The 17,483-nt window shown below is 74.1% G+C and carries 13 protein-coding genes; 4 read left to right on the forward strand and 9 right to left on the reverse strand.

Annotated elements, in window-relative coordinates; genetic code table 11:
• Positions 1–30 precede the first annotated feature (30 nt).
• A complete protein-coding gene (locus BKA05_RS10035; RefSeq protein WP_179531304.1) occupies positions 31–243 on the reverse strand; it encodes a hypothetical protein in 213 nt (70 codons plus the stop codon).
• A gap of 137 nt (positions 244–380) precedes the next feature.
• Between BKA05_RS10035 and BKA05_RS10040 the strand changes: the two genes are divergently transcribed.
• Complete coding sequence (locus tag BKA05_RS10040; protein WP_179531305.1) at positions 381–1,670, forward strand: cation:proton antiporter domain-containing protein; 1,290 nt, start codon at positions 381–383, stop codon at positions 1,668–1,670.
• On the opposite strand, the gene BKA05_RS10045 is transcribed toward BKA05_RS10040, so the two are convergent.
• The 8 genes from BKA05_RS10045 to BKA05_RS10080 all read right to left on the reverse strand — a co-directional run bounded on the left by BKA05_RS10045 (position 1,633) and on the right by BKA05_RS10080 (position 12,314).
• A complete protein-coding gene (locus BKA05_RS10045; RefSeq protein ID WP_343045604.1) occupies positions 1,633–4,179 on the reverse strand; it encodes an ATP-dependent RNA helicase in 2,547 nt (848 codons plus the stop codon). The two genes, BKA05_RS10040 and BKA05_RS10045, sit on opposite strands and share 38 nt — an antisense overlap.
• Before the next feature lie 107 nt (positions 4,180–4,286).
• Entirely contained in the window at positions 4,287–5,588 is a 1,302-nt protein-coding gene (locus BKA05_RS10050; RefSeq protein WP_179531306.1) for a dihydroorotase, read from the reverse strand.
• Positions 5,585–6,520 carry an aspartate carbamoyltransferase catalytic subunit gene (locus BKA05_RS10055; protein WP_179531307.1) on the reverse strand — a complete coding sequence of 312 codons (936 nt, stop codon included), beginning with the start codon at positions 6,518–6,520 and terminating at the stop codon, positions 5,585–5,587. Before BKA05_RS10055 ends, BKA05_RS10050 begins: the two co-directional genes overlap by 4 nt.
• The gene (gene pyrR, locus BKA05_RS10060; protein ID WP_179531308.1) at positions 6,517–7,101 is read right to left on the reverse strand and encodes a bifunctional pyr operon transcriptional regulator/uracil phosphoribosyltransferase PyrR; all 585 of its coding nucleotides are present in this window, start codon (positions 7,099–7,101) and stop codon (positions 6,517–6,519) included. The genes BKA05_RS10055 and pyrR overlap by 4 nt, the downstream gene beginning before the upstream one ends.
• Positions 7,102–7,184: 83 nt before the next feature.
• On the reverse strand, positions 7,185–8,312 hold the full coding sequence (locus tag BKA05_RS10065; RefSeq protein ID WP_179531309.1) for an alkaline phosphatase family protein: 1,128 nt from the start codon (positions 8,310–8,312) through the stop codon (positions 7,185–7,187).
• A gap of 11 nt (positions 8,313–8,323) precedes the next feature.
• Positions 8,324–8,908, reverse strand: coding sequence for a DUF5998 family protein (locus BKA05_RS10070; protein ID WP_179531310.1), 585 nt, complete (start codon positions 8,906–8,908; stop codon positions 8,324–8,326).
• A 10-nt stretch (positions 8,909–8,918) separates the two neighbouring features.
• A complete protein-coding gene (locus BKA05_RS10075; RefSeq protein WP_179531311.1) occupies positions 8,919–9,575 on the reverse strand; it encodes a sulfotransferase family 2 domain-containing protein in 657 nt (218 codons plus the stop codon).
• Positions 9,576–9,602: 27 nt separating this feature from the next.
• The gene (locus BKA05_RS10080) at positions 9,603–12,314 is read right to left on the reverse strand and encodes a bifunctional acetate--CoA ligase family protein/GNAT family N-acetyltransferase (RefSeq protein WP_343045605.1); all 2,712 of its coding nucleotides are present in this window, start codon (positions 12,312–12,314) and stop codon (positions 9,603–9,605) included.
• A gap of 67 nt (positions 12,315–12,381) precedes the next feature.
• On the opposite strand from BKA05_RS10080, the gene BKA05_RS10085 reads away from it, so the two are divergent.
• From BKA05_RS10085 to BKA05_RS10095, 3 genes are read left to right on the forward strand one after another with little or no spacing between them, the layout of a single operon-like run.
• The gene (locus BKA05_RS10085; RefSeq protein WP_179531313.1) at positions 12,382–14,865 is read left to right on the forward strand and encodes a DNA gyrase/topoisomerase IV subunit A; all 2,484 of its coding nucleotides are present in this window, start codon (positions 12,382–12,384) and stop codon (positions 14,863–14,865) included.
• A gap of 4 nt (positions 14,866–14,869) precedes the next feature.
• Positions 14,870–15,595, forward strand: a complete 726-nt coding sequence (locus BKA05_RS10090) for an LppX_LprAFG lipoprotein (protein WP_179531314.1) — start codon at positions 14,870–14,872, stop codon at positions 15,593–15,595.
• A complete protein-coding gene (locus tag BKA05_RS10095; protein ID WP_179531315.1) occupies positions 15,592–17,475 on the forward strand; it encodes an MFS transporter in 1,884 nt (627 codons plus the stop codon). The genes BKA05_RS10090 and BKA05_RS10095 overlap by 4 nt, the downstream gene beginning before the upstream one ends.
• Positions 17,476–17,483 lie beyond the last annotated feature (8 nt).

Raw genomic sequence — 17,483 nt, forward strand, 5'->3', positions numbered from 1 at the left:
TGTTCGAGCGACGCCGAGACTATCAGCGGCTCACGCCACCTCGCGATCCCCGTCCACCATGGGCGCGCCCGCCCGGTCCTGCCGTGCGGACGCCAGGCGCAGCCGCTCGGTGGGCAGGCAGAAGAAGTGCCGGCGGACGCAGCGCACGCGGGCGTGCTCGACGGGGCCGTCGGTGCTCGACCAGACCTCACGACCGACGATCTCGGCCGGGGCCTGGCACTCGGGACAGGTGGTCAGCTCCATGGTGGTCTCCCTCGGTGGCCGGCTGTCCCACCCAGCGTGCGGCGCCCGTGTTACCGGCAGGTCACCGAGCGGCGCACGTCACAGGCCCCCCTTCCGGGTGCCCGACCCTCCCGGACCGATGTCCTAGCCTCGCGCACGTGGACCAGGTCGGCGTGGTGGCGGTCGTGGTGGTGGCCTACGGGTTGGTCTCGAGGCTGCTCGAGCGCACCCCGCTGACGGTGCCCCTCGCGTTCACGGCGGCGGGGATGGCCGCCGGTGGACTGGGCCTGGTCGAGCAGGACCTCACCGGCGGGCCGGTGCTGACGCTGCTCGAGCTGACCCTGGTCGTGGTGCTCTTCTCCGACGCGGCCCGCATCGACCTCGGCGCCGTACGCCGGACGGGCGGGACGGTGCCCCTGCGCCTGCTCGGCGTCGGGATGCCACTGACCATCGGGCTGGGGGTCCTCGCTGCCGCGGTGCTGCTCGGCGGGCTGGAGGTCTGGGAGGGCGCGATCATCGCCGCCGTCCTCGCCCCCACCGACGCCGCGCTCGGCCAGGCCGTGGTCTCCAGCCGCCTCGTGCCGGTGCGCATCCGACAGGCCGTCAACGTGGAGAGCGGTCTCAACGACGGCCTCTCGGTGCCGTTCCTGACGCTGTTCGTGGCGCTGGCGGTCGAGGAGGCCGGCGAGGCGTTGGACTGGGTCGCGTTCGCGACCCAGCAGATCGGGCTCGGCGTCCTGACCGGTGTCGTGGTCGGGCTGGCGGGCGGCACCGCCCTCGAGGTGGCCGACCGCCGCGGGTGGGTCAACGCGCCGTTCCGGCAGCTGACCGTGGTGGCGCTGGCGGTGCTCGCGTGGGCCGGGGCCGACGCGGTCGGCGGCAACGGCTTCATCGCCGCGTTCGTCGCCGGGCTGGCCACCGGCGCGGTGATCCAGGACAGCGGCGAGGACCTGCTGGAGTTCACCGAGGACGAGGGCCAGCTGCTCACGGCCGTGGTGTTCTTCGTCTTCGGCGTGGCCGCCACCGGGTTCCTGGCGGCGGTCTCCCCCGCCGTCGTCGTGTACGCCGCACTCAGCCTGACGGTGCTGCGGATGCTGCCGGTGGCGGTCGCCCTGGTCGGCTCGGGGTTGCGACCGACGACGGTGCTGCTGCTCGGCTGGTTCGGGCCCCGGGGGCTCGCCTCGATCATCTTGGCGCTGGTGGTGGCCGAGCAGGCGCCCGACCTGCCCCACCTCGACGTGGTGATGGCCGCGATGGCGCTGACCGTGCTGGCCAGCACGGTGCTCCACGGCGCCACCGCCCGCCCGCTCGTGCAGCGCTACGGGCGCTTCCTCGACACCTTGCCGTCGGACGCACCCGAGCTGGCCGCCGCGGCTGAGCTGCCGGTGCGCGGCACCATGAGCGACCCCGTCAGCGGGCCCGAGGAGGGTCGGGACGGCGACGGGTGAACCGACCCGGCTCGGCGGTCAGCGGATCCTCCGGCCAGGCGTGCTTGGGGTAGCGCCCGCGCATCTCGGCCCGGACGCCCGGGTAGGCGTTGACCCAGAACGACGCCAGGTCGCCGGTGACCGCGAGCGGTCGCCCGGCGGGCGAGAGCAGGTGCAGGAGCACCGGCACCCCGGCCAGCCGGGGCGTCTCGGTCCAGCCGAAGCACTCCTGGAGCCGGGCCGCCAGCACCGGCTGCCCGGAGGCGTCGGCGTAGTCCACGGCGTACGTCGACCCGCTCGGGACCGCCAGCCGGGCCGGCGCGAGCTCGTCGAGCCGGCCCGCCTCCGGCCAGGGCACGAGGGCGCGCAGCCCCGAGGCGAGGTCCGGGGTGTCGGTAGTGAGGTCCAGCCACGTCGCGGGCTCGGCCAGCAGGGCCGCGTCGGAGACGTCCGGCCACGGCTCCCCCAGTGCCCGGTGCAGGAACGCCAGGCGCGCCCGCATCGCCTCGGCCGCCGGCGTCCAGGGCAGGACCCCGAGCCCGTCGCGCGCGAGACCGGTGCGTACGGCGTCGGCGGCCGTCGCCGGGTCGGGACGCGGCCGCGGGGTGCTGGAGAGCTCGATCGCGCCCAGCCGGACCACCCGGCGCGCACGCAGCCGGCCCTCGCGCCAGGTCACCTCGTCGCTCTCCGTGCGGCGGGCGACGGCCACCGCCAGCGCCGTCTGCTCGTCGAGCACCGCCGCGGAGCGGACGCGTGCCTCCCGCTCCCCCGGTCGGCGCTCGACGTCCGCGACGGCCAGCCACTCCTGCTGGGCCAGCGCCGGGTCGGCCAGCCGCGCCCCGGTGCCGCCGACCATGACGAACCGTCCGTCCGGGCGGCGCCGGGCGACCCGGTCGGGGTGCGCCAGTGCGACCACCAGGGCGACGGCCGTGTCGAGGGAGGGTGGTCTCGACGCCCGCTCCTCGCTGGCGCTCGTCGCTGCTCGACCACCGGACAGGGCCCGCTCCTCGCTGGCGCTCGTCGCTGCTCGACCACCGGACAGGGCCCGCTCCTCGCTGGCGCTCGTCGCTGCTCGACCACCGGGCAGGGCCCGCTCCTCGCTGGCGCTCGTCGCTGCTCGACCACCGGACAGGGCCCGCTCCTCGCCGGCCAGCCGCTCGAGACGGCGCACGTCGGCGGCCCAGCGCCGGGGCTGCTCGTGCCGGGCGCGGCGCAGCGCGGCCACGAGGTCGCCACCCGGTGCCGGGAGGTCCTCCTGGAGCATCGCGACGACCTCGGCGGCCAGCCGCGGCCCGACCCGCGCGGCACCGTCCAGCAGTGCGCGGGCCAGGCGGGGGTCCGCCGGCACGTCGGCCAGGGAGCGCCCGCGATCCGTGGCGCGGCCGTCGGCGTCGACGGCACCGAGGTCGAGCAGGGTGCGCCGTGCCGCGTCGAGGGCCGCGGCCGGGGGCGGGTCGGGCAGCGAGAGCCCCGCGGCGTCGGGCGTGCCCCACACCGCGAGGTCCAGCGCGAGCCCGGTCAGGTCGGCGACCGCGATCTCCGGGGACGGGTGCGCGGTGAGGTGGGCGTGGTCGGCCTCGCTCCAGCAGCGGTACGCCGCACCCGGGCCCAGCCGGCCCGCCCGGCCGGCTCGCTGGTCGGCGGCCGCCCGGCTGACCCGGACGGTGACGAGGCCGCCGAGGCCGCGCGCCGCGTCGTACCTCGGCTCCCGCGACAGCCCGGCGTCGACGACGACCCGCACCCCCGGGACCGTCAGCGAGGACTCGGCGACCGCGGTGGCGACCACCACCCGGCGGCCGGGACGCTCGCGCAGCGCGTCGTCCTGGGCCGCGGCGTCGAGTCGACCGTGCAGGGGCAGCACGTCCACGCCGGTTCCCACCAGCGCACGGCAGACCCGGTCGACCTCGCGGGCGCCGGGGACGAAGACCAGGACGTCGCCCTCCCGCTCGACGAGCGCGCGGCGGACGGTGGCGGCCACGTGGTCCAGGAACGCCGGGGTGACACCCCGGTCGTCCACCGGCAGCACCCCGGGAGGCGGGCCCGCCCAGCTGGTCGTCACCGGGTGCAGCGTCCCGGGCACGTCGATGACCGGGGCACCCCCGAGCAGGGCCGCGAACCGCTCCGCCTCCACCGTGGCCGACATCGCGACCAGCGCGAGGTCCTCACGCAGCGCCCCGCGCACGTCGAGCAGCAGCGCGAGCAGCAGGTCGGAGTCCAGGGCCCGCTCGTGCACCTCGTCGAGCACGACGGCCGAGACCCCGTCGAGCCCCGGGTCGCCCTGGAGCCGGCGCAGCAGCAGCCCGCTGGTGACGACCTCGATGCGGGTCGAGGACGACGTACACCGGTCGCCACGCACCGCGTAGCCCACCGTCTCCCCGACGGACTCCCCGAGCAGGTGGGCGAGACGCGCCGCCGCCGCCCGGGCCGCGATCCGCCGGGGCTGGGTCACCACGACCCGCCCGCCGGCCGCGAGGGCGACCGCGGGCGGGACGAGCGTGGTCTTGCCGGATCCCGGGGGCGCCTGCACCACCGCCGTCCCCGCGGCGTCGAGCGCCGCCGTCAGCGCCGGCAGCCCGGCACGGACCGGCAGGTCCGGCGGCTCGTCGAGCAGCCGGACCAGCGGGTCGGCGGACCGGGTCAGACCAGCGCCCCGTCGAGCACGGTGGCCCGGCCACGCAGGAACGTCGCCCGCACCGCGGCGCCGAACGTGCGCCCGTGCCAGGGGTTGTTGCGCGAGAGCGAGACCGAGGCGTCCCGGTCGACGGTGAGGTCGGCCGCGGGGTCCACGAGCACGATGTTGGCCGGCGCGCCGACCCCCAGGCCGCGGCCCTGCCCCTCGAGCCCCGCGATGGCGGCCGGCGTCGTCGACATGACCCGGGCCACGTCGGCCCAGCCCATCTGTCCGCTCTCGACCATGACGTGGGCGACGACCGGCAGCGCGGTCTCCAGGCCGAGCATGCCGAAGGCCGCGTCGACGAACGCGTGCTCCTTGTCGTGGCGGGCGTGCGGCGCGTGGTCGGTGGCCACGGCGTCGATGGTGCCGTCGGCGAGCGCCTCGCGCAGCGCCAGCACGTCCTCCTGCGGCCGCAGCGGCGGGTTGACCTTGAAGGTCGGGTCGTAGCCGGCGAGCAGGTCGGTGGTCAGCAGCAGGTGGTGCGGGGTCACCTCCGCGGTGACGGCGATGCCCTGCGACTTGGCCCAGCGCAGCACCTCGACGGTGCCGGCGGTGGAGGCGTGGGCGACGTGCACCCGCGAGCCGGTGTGCCGGGCGAGCATCACGTCGCGGGCGACGATGACCTCCTCCGCGACCCCGGGCCACCCCGGCAGCCCGAGGCGACCGGAGAGCTCACCCTCGTGGCAGCACGAGGTCGGGCCCGCGAGCGACGGGTCCTGGGAGTGCTGGCTGATGACGCCACCGAAGGCCTTGACGTACTCCAGTGCCCGGCGCATGACACGGGGGTCCGCGACGCACTTCCCGTCGTCGGAGAAGACGCGGACCCGCGCCCGCGAGCGGTGCATGAGCCCGAGCTCGGCGAGCTCCTCGCCCGCGAGCCCCTTGGTCACGGCGCCCACCGGGTGCACGTCGACCAGGCCGGCGGCGACACCGAGGTCGTGGACGCGCTCGGCGGCCTCCGCGGTGTCGGTGACCGGGCTGGTGTTGGCCATCGCCAGCACGGCGGTGAACCCGCCGACGGCCGCGGCGCGCGAGCCGGTCACGACCGTCTCGGCGTCCTCACGGCCCGGCTCGCGCAGGTGGGTGTGCAGGTCGACGAGCCCGGGCAGGGCGACCAGCCCGTCGGCGTCGTGGACCTCGACGCCCGTGGTGTCCACCGACGACCCCACCTCGGCGATCACGCCGTCGACGACGAGCAGGTCGGCCGTCGCCTCCCCCAGGACCGAGGCGCCCCGGATGACGAGCCTGGTCGGTGCGGCGCTCACGCGGCGCTCCCTTCCCCTGCGAGCAGGTGGTAGAGGATGGCCATCCGCACCGCGACGCCGGCGGAGACCTGGTCGAGGATCACCGACTGGGCGGCGTCTGCGGCGTCGGCGGCGATCTCGAGGCCGCGGTTCATCGGGCCCGGGTGGCAGATCGGCACGTCGGGGCCGAGCAGCGCCAGCCGGTCGCGGGTGAGGCCGTAGCCGACGGTGTACTCACGTGGTGAGGGGAAGAAGCCACCGCTCATCCGCTCCTTCTGGACCCGCAGCATCATCACGGCGTCGGCGGTGGGCAGCACCGCGTCGACGTCGTACGACGTCTCGAACCCGGCTGCGCGGCTCCACTCGGCCACGCCGCTGGGCATGAGGGTGGGCGGGGCGACGACGGTGACGCGGGCGCCGAGCTTGGTCAGGCACAGCACGTTGCTGCGGAAGACCCGGCTGTGGGTGAGGTCGCCGACCATCACGACGTGCCGGCCCTCGAGGCTGCCAAGCCGGCGCTGGAGGGTGTAGGCGTCGAGCAGGGCCTGCGAGGGGTGCTCGTGGGTGCCGTCGCCGGCGTTGATCACCGCGGCGTCGACCCACTGGCTGACCTGCAGGGCCGCGCCGCTGGCGGAGTGGCGCATCACCAGCGCGTCGACGCCCATGGAGGCGATCGTGAGCACGGTGTCGCGCAGGCTCTCGCCCTTGGAGGTCGAGGAGCCCTTGCCGGTGATGTTGATCGTGTCGGCCGAGAGCCACTTGCCGGCGATCTCGAAGGAGGACCGGGTGCGGGTGGAGTCCTCGAAGAACAGGTTGATGACCGTGCGCCCGCGCAGGGCCGGGAGCTTCTTGACCTCGCGGCGCTGGACGTCGTGCATCTCGGCCGCGGTCGCGAAGATCTCGGCGATGTCGTCGACGCTCACGTCGTCGATGGAGAGCAGGTGCTTCCTCAACTGATCCACACCCCCTCGACGTCGTCGAGCTCGGCGAGCCGCACGGCGACGCGCTCGGTGCGTGCGCTGGGGAGGTTCTTGCCGACGTGGTCGGCCCGGATCGGCAGGTCGCGGTGGCCGCGGTCGACCAGCACCGCGAGGCGCACGACGTCGGGGCGGCCGATGTCGTTCATCGCGTCCAGGGCCGCGCGCACGGTGCGACCGGAGTAGAGGACGTCGTCGACGAGCACGACCGTGCGACCGTCGATGCCGCCGGCCGGGATCTCGGTGTGCTGCGGGCCGCGGGCGGGGTGCTTGCGCAGGTCGTCGCGGTACATCGTGATGTCGAGGCTGCCGACGGGCACCTCGACGCCCTCGACGGCGGCGATGCGCTCCGCGACGCGGCGGGCCAGGGGGACGCCACGGCTGGGGATGCCCAGCAGCACCAGGTCGGCGGCGCCCTTGTTGCGCTCGAGGATCTCGTGGGAGATCCGGGTCAGCGCCCGCGCGATGTCGCGGTCGTCGAGGACGACGCGGCCCTCGGGCTCGCCTGCGGGGCCGTCGGACTGGGGGGCGGGACTGGAAGGCGGCTGCTCTGACACGCGCTCCCGGACCTCCTTCTGCGCCTCACGGGACGCCTCGTTAAAGGAAGATCGAACGGGGGGACCCTACCAGCGCGGCCGGCTCAGTCGACGAGGACCGGGATGAGCATCTCCTCGGGCGTCAGCGAGCCGTGCAGACCCACCAGCGTCGCCTCGTAGCCCCACTCGGCCGTGGAGAGGATCGCGTGGTCCCCGTGGCAGGCGGCGACCACGTCGCCGATGCGGGGCAGCACCCCGGTGCCGACGGCGCCGAACCACCCACGGCCGATCGCCTCCTCGCGGCGCAGCACCGTGGCGCGGTCCCCGAGGACCTCCCGCCAGGTGGCCACGACGTCGTCGACGGCGCCGCGCTGGCAGTAGAGCTGGCGGAAGCGGGCCTCGCCGCCGAAGAGCGCCAGGCCGTCCCTCAGCTCGGTGACGGTGTCGACGTCGATGCGCGCCTCGGGCGGGGAGTCGACCATGCCGTGGTCGGCCACGACCACCAGCCGCACCGAGGCCGGCAGCGCCTCGCGCAGCTGCTCGGCCTCGGCGTCGATGATCGCGAGCTGCTGCAGCCACTGAGACGACGCCACCCCGTAGCGGTGACCGGTCCAGTCGAGGTCGCCGTCGTAGAGGTAGGTCAGCGAGGGCCGGTCGGCGCAGGCCGCCACGGCCGCGGCGATCCGCTCCCCCACCTTGTCGGCGCCGACGTAGTCCGCGCCGCGGTGGGCGGCCACGGTCAGGCCGCTCCCGCCGAACTCGCGCTTGTTGACCACGGTCACGCTCACGCCCGCCGACCGCAGCCCCGCGAAGGCGGTCGGGTGCGGCTGCCACTCCAGCGGGTCGACGTCCTTGTCCCAGAACAGCGCGTTGAGCAGCCGGTCGGTGCCGGGGATCCGCGAGGTGAACCCCACAACCCCGTGCGCGCCGGGCACCAGGCCGGTGCCCAGGGACGTCAACGAGGTCGCGGTCGTCGACGGCACGCCGGCGGTGGCCGAGGGGGCGACCGAGCGCAGCGACGAGAGGTAGGGCGCCGCGTGGGCGTAGCGCTCCAGGAGGCGGGATCCGAGCCCGTCGACCAGGAACACGACGTACGACGCCGCCTCGGGCAGCACCAGACCGGTCGGGTCCACGGTGCCGGTCGGGACGCCGACGCCGAGCGCGCGGCCCACGGCCGGCACGACGTCGCCCAACGACGACTCGCCGTAGGCAGGCGCGAGGAACCCCTCCATCGGGTCCCTGCTCAGGACTGGGTCCGCGCGCTGAGCTGCTCGGCGAACGCGAGCAGCCCCACGACCGCGTCCTGCCCGTCGGCGGCGGCCGAGACGCGCAGCGAGAAGTCGTCGGAGGCCAGGACCCCGGTGTAGCCGTGGTCGGCGTCGCAGTTGGGGTCGCTGCAGCCGGCGGGCTCCAGGTCGACCCGGCTCACGCCGCCCCAGCCGATCGTCACGTTGGCCTCGGCGGGCCGGCTCGGCCCCTTCGTCGGGTTGGTGACCATCCGGGTGACCACCACCGAGCGGACCGCGGCCAGCGAGATCGCCTCGGTGGAGGTGGAGGTGTAGGGCTCGGGCAGCAGGTCGTCGCCGGCGTGCTCGTCGGTGTGGGCGAGCAGCAGGCGGGTCGGGGTGAGGACGACGACGCTCTGGTGCCGGCGTACCTCGTCGTGCTCGAAGGTCGGCTCGTGGTGGACGTAGAAGGAGACGACCTGCTCGCCGGCCACGGCGGAGTCCACGGCGTCGTGGACGACCTCGGGGTAGTAGCCGGTGCGCTCGATGGCCTTGCGCAGCTCGGGGGCCACGTCACGGTCGTCGGTGCGGGTGGGACGCATCAGGACGACCTCAGAACTCGTACCCGAAGGCCTGCACGTCGCGGGCGAAGACCGCCTCCACGCGGGTGCGCATGGCATCGGTGTAGTGCTCGCGGTAGCGCACGTCGCGACCGCCCAGCTCGGGCTCGCCGGACTTGTAGTCGGGGCGGGAGCGGTCGATGTTGACGCTGTTGAGGGGGGTCCACTCGATGTCGAACTTGGCGTGCACCGCGCGCAGGTCGTCCTCGAGGGTCTCCTGGCGGCCGATGAAGTCGGCGCGGCGCGTCTTGGTGGCCAGGTAGCGCCACTGCGGCGTCTGCAGCCGCTTGAACTCGTCGAGCCCCTTCATCACGAAGGCCTCGAAGTCCGGGCAGGTCTCCCCCACGGTCCGCATGAAGTTGTTCTTGCGGTCCAGGCGGCTCGCGCCGCCCTCCTTGGAGCTGCGGAAGCGGTCGACCATGTTGTACCAGGAGAGCATGCGGGCCCACGGGTTCCGCACCATGCCGAAGGTCCAGTAGGTCGAGAGCTCGGGCTCGATGCGCAGGATCTGGTTCAGGGTGCCGTGCCGGTCCACGCCCTTGACCTGCCGAGCGTCCGGGAGGACCTCGGTCAGCCGGTTGTGGATGGTCGACCCGCCTGTCTTCTGCACGTGCACGAAGAGCAGGCGCGCCCTGTCGGAGATCACCATGGCCGTGAGCCTAGTCCCTGCGGTGGCTCAGGACGGGAGGGTGTCCCCCGGCTGCGTCGGCATCCTGCGCACGAACCAGTCCGAGCGGGCGTCGGAGACCTGCTCGAGCCGCGCCTCGGCGCTCAGGACGGTGGATCCGTGCGGGCCGGCGAGCACCAGGCCGAGCTCGAGGCCGCTGACCTGGGGGATGTCGTTCTGCAGCTGGGCGACACGACGGATCAGCCGCTCGACCTCCCCGACGTCGACGACGTCGGCGCCCCGGTAGCCGAACAGCAGCGGGGCGGAGCGGACCTCGCGCACCATGGCGGCGGCGTCCCGGGAGCCCAGGGGCGGGATGCGGTAGGACCGGTCGGCCAGCAGCTCGGTCATCGGACCGGAGATGCCGAAGGAGACCACCGGCCCGAACAGCGGGTCCTCGAGGCTGCGGATGGCGATCGGCACGCCGGGCGGGGCGGTGCGCTGCACGATGAAGCCACCGGAGTCGTCCTCGCCGACGAGCTCGTGCAGCGACGCCCAGGCGTCGCGCATGTGGTCGGGCCCGTCGATGTTGCGCCAGACGTGCGCGAGGTCCGGACGCTCGCGCAGGTGCTCGGCGGTGGCCTTGAGTACCACGTCCCAGCCCAACGCCTCGCCGGCGGCCACGGCCTCCTCGAGCGTCGAGACGGACGGGGCGGGCCACAGGTCGATGTCGTAGCAGGCCAGCAGCTCGCGCAGCTCGTCGCGGGCCACGTCGACGCCACCGGGCCGGTCGCCCAGCAGCCGGCCCACGATCTCGCGGGCCCGGTCGCCGTCGACCTCGTCGGGGCTGGGCGGCGGTCCGTCGGGGGTGCGCAGCCACACGGCGTACTCCACGACGCGGGCCAGGGCACGCACGGCCGCCTCCACGGCGGGGTACGACGGCACCGACCCGCGGCCGGCGGTCGATCCCGCCACGTCGGGGACGCGCAGCAGCTCGGGGACACCCTCGACACCGAGGAAGGTCGAGACCAGCGGCTTGTCGGACTGCTCGCCGATGGCGGCCAGCACGTTGGCGACCTCCTCCCCGGACACGTTGAGCGGGGGGATGTAGACCGCGACCACGGAGTCGACGTCGGGGTCGTCGATGGCGGCGTCCAGGGCGTCCTCGAAGTCCTCCGCACCGGCCTCGGCGCCGAGCGCGACCGACTTGTTGACGACGAGCCCGACGGCGGCCGCCGCGTCGGCGGCCAGCAGCCCGAGCGCGTCGGAGTTGCCGACGATGGCGACCCGGCGCCCGCGCGGCAGCGGCTGGTGGGCGACCAGCTGCGCGACGTCGAACATCTCCTCGAGGGTGTCGACCTGGATCACGCCGGCCTGGCGGAACATCGCGTCGACCGCTGCCGGCGGGGCGGCGATCTTGCGCACCGCGTGCCCCATGGGGACGCCCTGGGTGGTGCGACCGGAGCGGACCGCGACGATCGGCTTGCGCAGGCTCACCCGGCGCGCGATCCGCGAGAACTTGCGCGGGTTGCCGATCGACTCGAGGTAGAGCAGGACGACCTCGGTGGAGTCGTCCTCCTCCCAGTACTGCAGCAGGTCGTTGCCCGACACGTCGGCACGGTTGCCCGCGCTGACGAACGTGGACAGGCCCAGGCCCCGGTTCTGCACCTTCTCCAGGATCGCCGAGCCCAGCGCGCCGGACTGGCAGAAGAAGCCCGCCCGACCGCGCGGCGGCATGACCTGGGAGAGCGAGGCGTTGATCGACACGCTCGGGTCGGTGTTGATGATGCCCAGGCAGTTCGGGCCGATCAGCCGCAGCCCGTAGGAGCGGGAGAGGCCCACCAGGCGCCGCTGGCGCTGGCGCCCCTCCTCGCCGGTCTCGGCGAAGCCGCTGGAGATGACCACCAGCCCGTGCACGCCCTTGGCCGCGCAGTCCAGCACCACGTCCTGCACCGCGTCGGCCGGCACGGCCACGATCGCGACGTCGACGTCGTCGGGGATGTCGGTGACCGACTTGTACGCCGGCAGCCCCGACACCGCGCCGGCGGTCGGGTTGACCGCGTAGACCCGGCCGGTGAAGTCGCCGTTGACCAGGTTGCGCACCAGCGTCTGGCCGATCGTCTCCTGCCGGCGGCTCGCGCCGATGATGGCGACCGAGCGGGGGTTGAAGAAGCGCTCGATGGAGGCGGCCTCGGCGCGGTGCTCGCGGCCCTGCATGACCCCGATGGCGGTGTCGGTGGCGTCGATGGGGAACTCCAGGACGAGCACGCCGTCCTCGTACTCCGTCGCCACGCGGTAGCCGGCGTCGCGGAAGGTCTGGATCATCCGGGAGTTGTCGGGCAGCACCTCGGCGACGAACTTCTCCAGCCCGCGCTCGCGGCCGGCCTGGGCGAGGTGCTCGAGGAGCAGCTGGGCGATGCCACGGCCCTGGTGGGCGTCCTCGACGAGGAAGGCGACCTCGGCCTCGCCGGCGCGCAGGGTGTCGTAGCGCCCCACCGCGATCATCCGGCCCTGCAGCACCAGCACGAGGGCGACCCGGCGGTCGTGGTCGACCTTCGTGAAGCGCTCGACGTCGCGGTCGGAGAGCCGCGGCATCGGCGAGAAGAAGCGGTAGTACTTCGAGCGGTCGGAGACCCGGCTGTAGAAGTCGACCAGCAGCTCGGCGTCCTCGGGGCGGATCGGCCGGATGTGCGCGGTGCTCCCGTCGCGCAGCAGGACGTCGGCCTCCCAGTGCCGCGGGGGCGCTGCGGGGGCCGGGGGCTGCTCGGGGGCGGCACTCACGTCAGGAAATGTACCGGTCGGCGCGCCCCTGCCCGGACCGTCGGCGCCGACAGTGAGAATGGGGGCCATGGCACGGCGTACCAAGAGCGAGCTCCCCGACGACGACTTCGAGGAGCACATCCTCGACACCGACATCCGGGACGAGATGCAGGCCTCGTTCCTGGAGTACGCCTACTCCGTCATCTACTCCCGGGCCCTGCCCGACGCCCGCGACGGCCTCAAGCCGGTGCAGCGGCGCATCCTCTACACGATGCAGGACATGCGCCTGTTCCCCGACCGCGGGCACGTCAAGAGCGCCCGCGTCGTCGGTGAGGTGATGGGCCGTCTGCACCCCCACGGAGACGGCGCGATCTACGACGCCCTCGTCCGGCAGGCGCAGAGCTGGACGGTCCGGCTGCCGATGGTCGACGGCCACGGGAACTTCGGCAGTCCTGACGACCCGCCGGCGGCGATGCGCTACACCGAGTGCCGGATGGCGCCCCCGGCGGTCGCGATGACCGCCTCGATCGACGAGGACACCGTCGACTTCCGGCCCAACTACGACTCCCGGGAGATGGAGCCGAGCGTGCTGCCGGCGGCCATCCCCAACCTGCTGGTCAACGGCACCAGCGGCATCGCGGTCGGCATGGCGACCAACTGCGCGCCGCACAACCTGGTCGAGGTCGTGCAGGCGCTGCGGCACCTGGTCAAGCAGCCGAAGGCCGACCTCGACGACCTGATGCGCTTCATCCCCGGCCCCGACCTGCCCACCGGCGGCAAGATCGTGGGCCTCGACGGCATCCGCGACGCCTATGAGTCCGGCAAGGGCTCGTTCAAGATGCGCGCCACCGCGCGCGTGGAGACCATCGGGCGCCGCAAGGGCATCGTGGTCACCGAGCTGCCCTACGGCGTGGGCACCGAGAAGGTCGTCGAGCGGATCAAGACCCTCGTGCAGGGCAAGAAGCTGCAGGGCATCTCCGACATCAAGGACCTCACCGACCGCGCCAACGGCCTGCGGCTGGTCATCGAGGTCAAGAACGGCTTCGTGCCCGAGGCGCTGCTCGAGCAGCTCTACCGCCACACGCCGATGGAGGACTCCTTCGGCATCAACAACGTCGCCCTCGTCGACGGCCAGCCGCGCACGCTGGGCCTCAAGCAGATGCTCGAGGTCTTCCTCGCACACCGCTACGACGTCGTACGCCGCCGCTCGGCGTTCCGCCGGGGCAAGAAGGCCGAGCGCCTGCACCTGGTCGACGGCCTGCTCATCGCCCTGCTCGACATCGACGAGGTCATCGCGGTGATCCGCTCCAGCGACGACGCGTCGGCGGCGAAGGAGCGGTTGATGGGGGTCTTCGACCTCTCGGTGCCGCAGGCCGAGTACATCCTGGAGATGCAGCTGCGGCGCCTGACCCGCTTCAGCCGCATCGAGCTGGAGAAGGAGCAGGAGCAGCTGCGCCGGGAGATCGAGGAGCTCGACGCGATCCTCGGCGACGACGCCCTGTTGCGCTCGGTGGTCTCCGAGGAGCTGGCCGAGGTCGCCAAGACCTACGGCACGCCGCGCCGCACGGTGCTGCTGGAGTCCGCCGGGACGCCCGCCGCCGCGGCCGCGGTGCCGCTGGAGGTGCCCGACGACCCCTGCTTCGCGTTCCTCTCCTCCACCGGTCTGCTGGCCCGCTCGAGCAGCGGTGAGGCACCCGGCTCGGGCGGCGGCCGGGCCAACCACGACGTCGTGACCAGCGTGGTCGCCACGACCGCGCGCGGCGAGATCGGCGTGCTCACCTCGCGCGGACGGCTGCTGCGACTGGCCGTGCTGGACCTGCCGGCGATCCCCGCCTCGGCCAACGACCCCAACCTCCAAGGTGGCCTGCCGCTCTCGGAGGTCCTCTCCCTGGAGTCCGGGGAGCGCGCGCTGGCGCTGTGCACCCTGCGCGAGGACGGGCCGGGCCTCGCGCTCGGCACCCGTCAGGGCGTGGTGAAGCGGGTCAACCCCGAGGTGCTCAACCGCGACGAGTGGGAGGTCATCGGGCTCAAGGACGGCGACGAGGTCGTCGGCGCCGTCGAGCTGGCCACCGGCGAGGAGACGCTGTGCTTCGTCACCTCCGACGCCCAGCTGCTGCACTTCGGCGCCGACGGGGTCCGCCCCCAGGGCCGGGCCGGCGGCGGCATCGCGGGCGTGCGGGTCACCGACGGCCAGCAGGTCGTGTGGTTCGGCGCGGTCGACCCGGGCGTCCCCGAGGGGTCGGTGGTCGTCACGGTCTCCGGCGCGTCCTCGGCGCTGGCCGGCACCGACGCGGGCGCGGTCAAGGTGACGCCGTTCAGCGAGTACCCGCCCAAGGGCCGGGCCACCGGCGGGGTGCGCTGCCACCGGTTCCTCAAGGGCGAGGACACCCTGGTGCTTGCGTGGGTCGGCACCGCCCCGGCCCGGGCGGCCGCCAGCAGCGGCGCGCCGGTCGAGCTGCCCGACGCCACCGGACGCCGCGACGGCTCCGGCCTCCCGGCCAGCCAGCCCATCGCGGCGGTGGCCGGCCCGGTGTCGGCCCGGGTGCCCGCGACCGCCCCTGTGGAAGGCTGAGGACATGGCTCCCTCGACCCGTGCACCCCGGCGTGCGCGCCGCGCCGCCGCGCCGCTCGCCGCCCTGCTCCTCGCCCTGCCGGTCACCGCCTGCAGCGGCTCCGAGGAGCCGGGTGAGGACTCCGCCGACCCTGCCGAGGTGATGGCCGCGGCCAAGACCACCTTCGACGAGACCAGCGGGGTGCGGATCACGCTCTCGACCGACGACCTGTCCGAGGGCGTCGACGGGTTGCTGCGCGCCGAGGGGGTCGGCACCCACGACCCGGCCTTCGACGGCTCCATCGTGGTCCGCTACGCCGGGATCGAGCCGACCGTCCCGGTCGTGGCGATCGACGGCACGGTCTACGCCCAGGTGCCGCTGACCATCGGCTGGTCCGAGGTCGACCCGGCCGAGTACGGCGCTCCCGACCCGGCCGGGCTGATGGACGCCGACACCGGCTTCTCCTCCCTGCTGGTGGAGACCGAGGGGCTCGAGCAGGGCGAGCAGGTCCGCGGCGGCACCGACAACCGCGACGTGCTCACCACCTACACCGGCACGGTCGCCGGCGACGTGGTCTCGGGGATCATCCCCAGCGCGACGGGCGACTTCGACGCGACGTACACCGTCAGCGACGACGACGAACTGCGCTCGATGGAGCTGACCGGCGACTTCTACGGTGCCGGGTCGATGACCTACTCGATCACCTTCGCCGACTACGGCGCCGAGCCGAGCATCTCCGCCCCCGAGTGAGCGCCCCGACCGACGGGCCGGTGACCCGGTCCCGGCTGCTGCTCGGTCTGGCGGCGGGCGCGGTCGCGTTCGCCGCCGCCGACACCTACGTCGTCGTCCTGGCGCTGGTCGACATGATGCAGGGCATCGGGCTCTCCCCCGAGCAGCTGCAGCGGGCGGCGCCGATCGTCTCCGGCTTCCTGCTGGGGTACGTCGCGATGCTGCCGCTCATCGGGCGGATCGCCGACCTGCGCGGCCGGGTCCCGGTGCTCATCGCGGCCCTGGTGGTCTTCGCGTTCGGCTCGATCCTCACCGCGGCCGCCTACGACATGACCACCATGGTCGGGGGCCGTTTCCTCCAGGGGGTCGGTGGTGGCGGGCTGGTGCCGGCGACCCTGGCCCTGGTCGCCGACCTCTACCCGGTGCACCGCCGCGCGATCCCGCTCGGGATCGTCTCCGCGGTCCAGGAGATCGGCTCGGTGCTGGGCCCGCTGCTGGGTGCGGTGGTCCTCGCCGTCGCCGACTGGCGGGCGATCTTCCTGCTCAACCTCGCCGTCGGCCTCGTCCTCGCCGCCGCGATCGCCGCAGTCGCCGGTCGAGAGCAGCTGGTCGAGCAGCGAGGAGCGCCAGCGACGAGCGGGCCACCTCCGGTGGTCGAGCAGGGAGGAGCGCCAGCGACGAGCGGGCCACCCCCGGTGGTCGAGCAGCGAGGAGCGCCAGCGACGAGCGGGCGTCGAGACCACCTCGACTGGCTCGGCGTCCTGCTCCTCCTGCTCGCGATGGTCGCCGGGGCGCTGGTCTTCCAGCCGCCCACCCAGCTGCTCACCGACCTCACCTGGGGCCAGCTGTTCATCCCCTTCGTCGACGACGGTGGCCGCTGGCTGACCCCGGTCGGGGCGGTCGCGATCGCCGCGGTGGTCCTGCTGCTGGTGCGCACCCTGACGGCCCGCCGCCCGCTGGTGGACCTGCGTGCCTGGGGCCGCTCGCTCCGCGAGGCCGACCTGGTGGGGGCGACGTACCTCGCCGTGGCGCTCGGCGGGGTGATCCTGGCGTTCGCGACCGCCGACCCGAAGGTCGAGGTCTTCTCCGAGCAGGGCTGGTGGTACCTCCTCGGCGCCGCGATCGGCACCGTCGCCTTCGTGGTGCACCTGCGCCGCGCCGAGGCCCCGCTGCTCCCCCGCGGCACCCTGGCGGCGCGCCCGGCCTGGGGCTCGGTCGTCGTCAGCTTCTTCGTCGGCGCCGCCCTGATCGCGGCCCTCATCGACGTCCCGCTCTTCGCCCGCACCACGGTCTACCCCGAGTCCCAGCTGATGGCGGCCCTGGTGCTGCTGCGGTTCCTCGCGGCGCTGCCGGTGGGCGCGGTCGTGGGCGGCTACCTCACCCGCTCCCTGCCCGCGGGCGTCGTCACCGCTGCGGGCATGCTGATGGCCTCCGGAGGCTTCCTGGCCATGTCCCGCTGGGACATCACCAGCCTGGAGTCGTGGACGTCGACGGTGCCACTGGTGGTCGGCGGCTTCGGCTTCGGCCTGGCGCTGGCGCCGGTCAACGCCGCGATCCTGGCCAGCACCGCCGACGCGGTGCACGGGGTGGCCTCGGCCATGGTCGTGGTGGCCCGGATGGTCGGCATGCTGGTCGGCATCTCGGCCCTCACCACGATCGGGCTGCGCCGCTACTACGCCGAGCAGGCGGGGGTCCCGCCGGTGCAGGAGGTCTGCCCGGCCGGGACGACGCGCTGCTCGGAGTACTCCGACCTGCTCAAGGCCGCCGGCATCGCCCAGGAGCAGACGGTGTTCCTCGGCGCCGCCGGCTGTGCCCTGGTCGCAGCCGTCCTGGCGCTCGTCCTGCTGCGCGGAGCGGCCACCAGGGGGACAGCCACCCGGACGGGCCTGGGGATCGGCTAACTTCCCCC

Origin of the sequence: Nocardioides marinus, assembly GCF_013408145.1 — a bacterium.
Lineage (GTDB): Bacteria > Actinomycetota > Actinomycetes > Propionibacteriales > Nocardioidaceae > Nocardioides > Nocardioides marinus.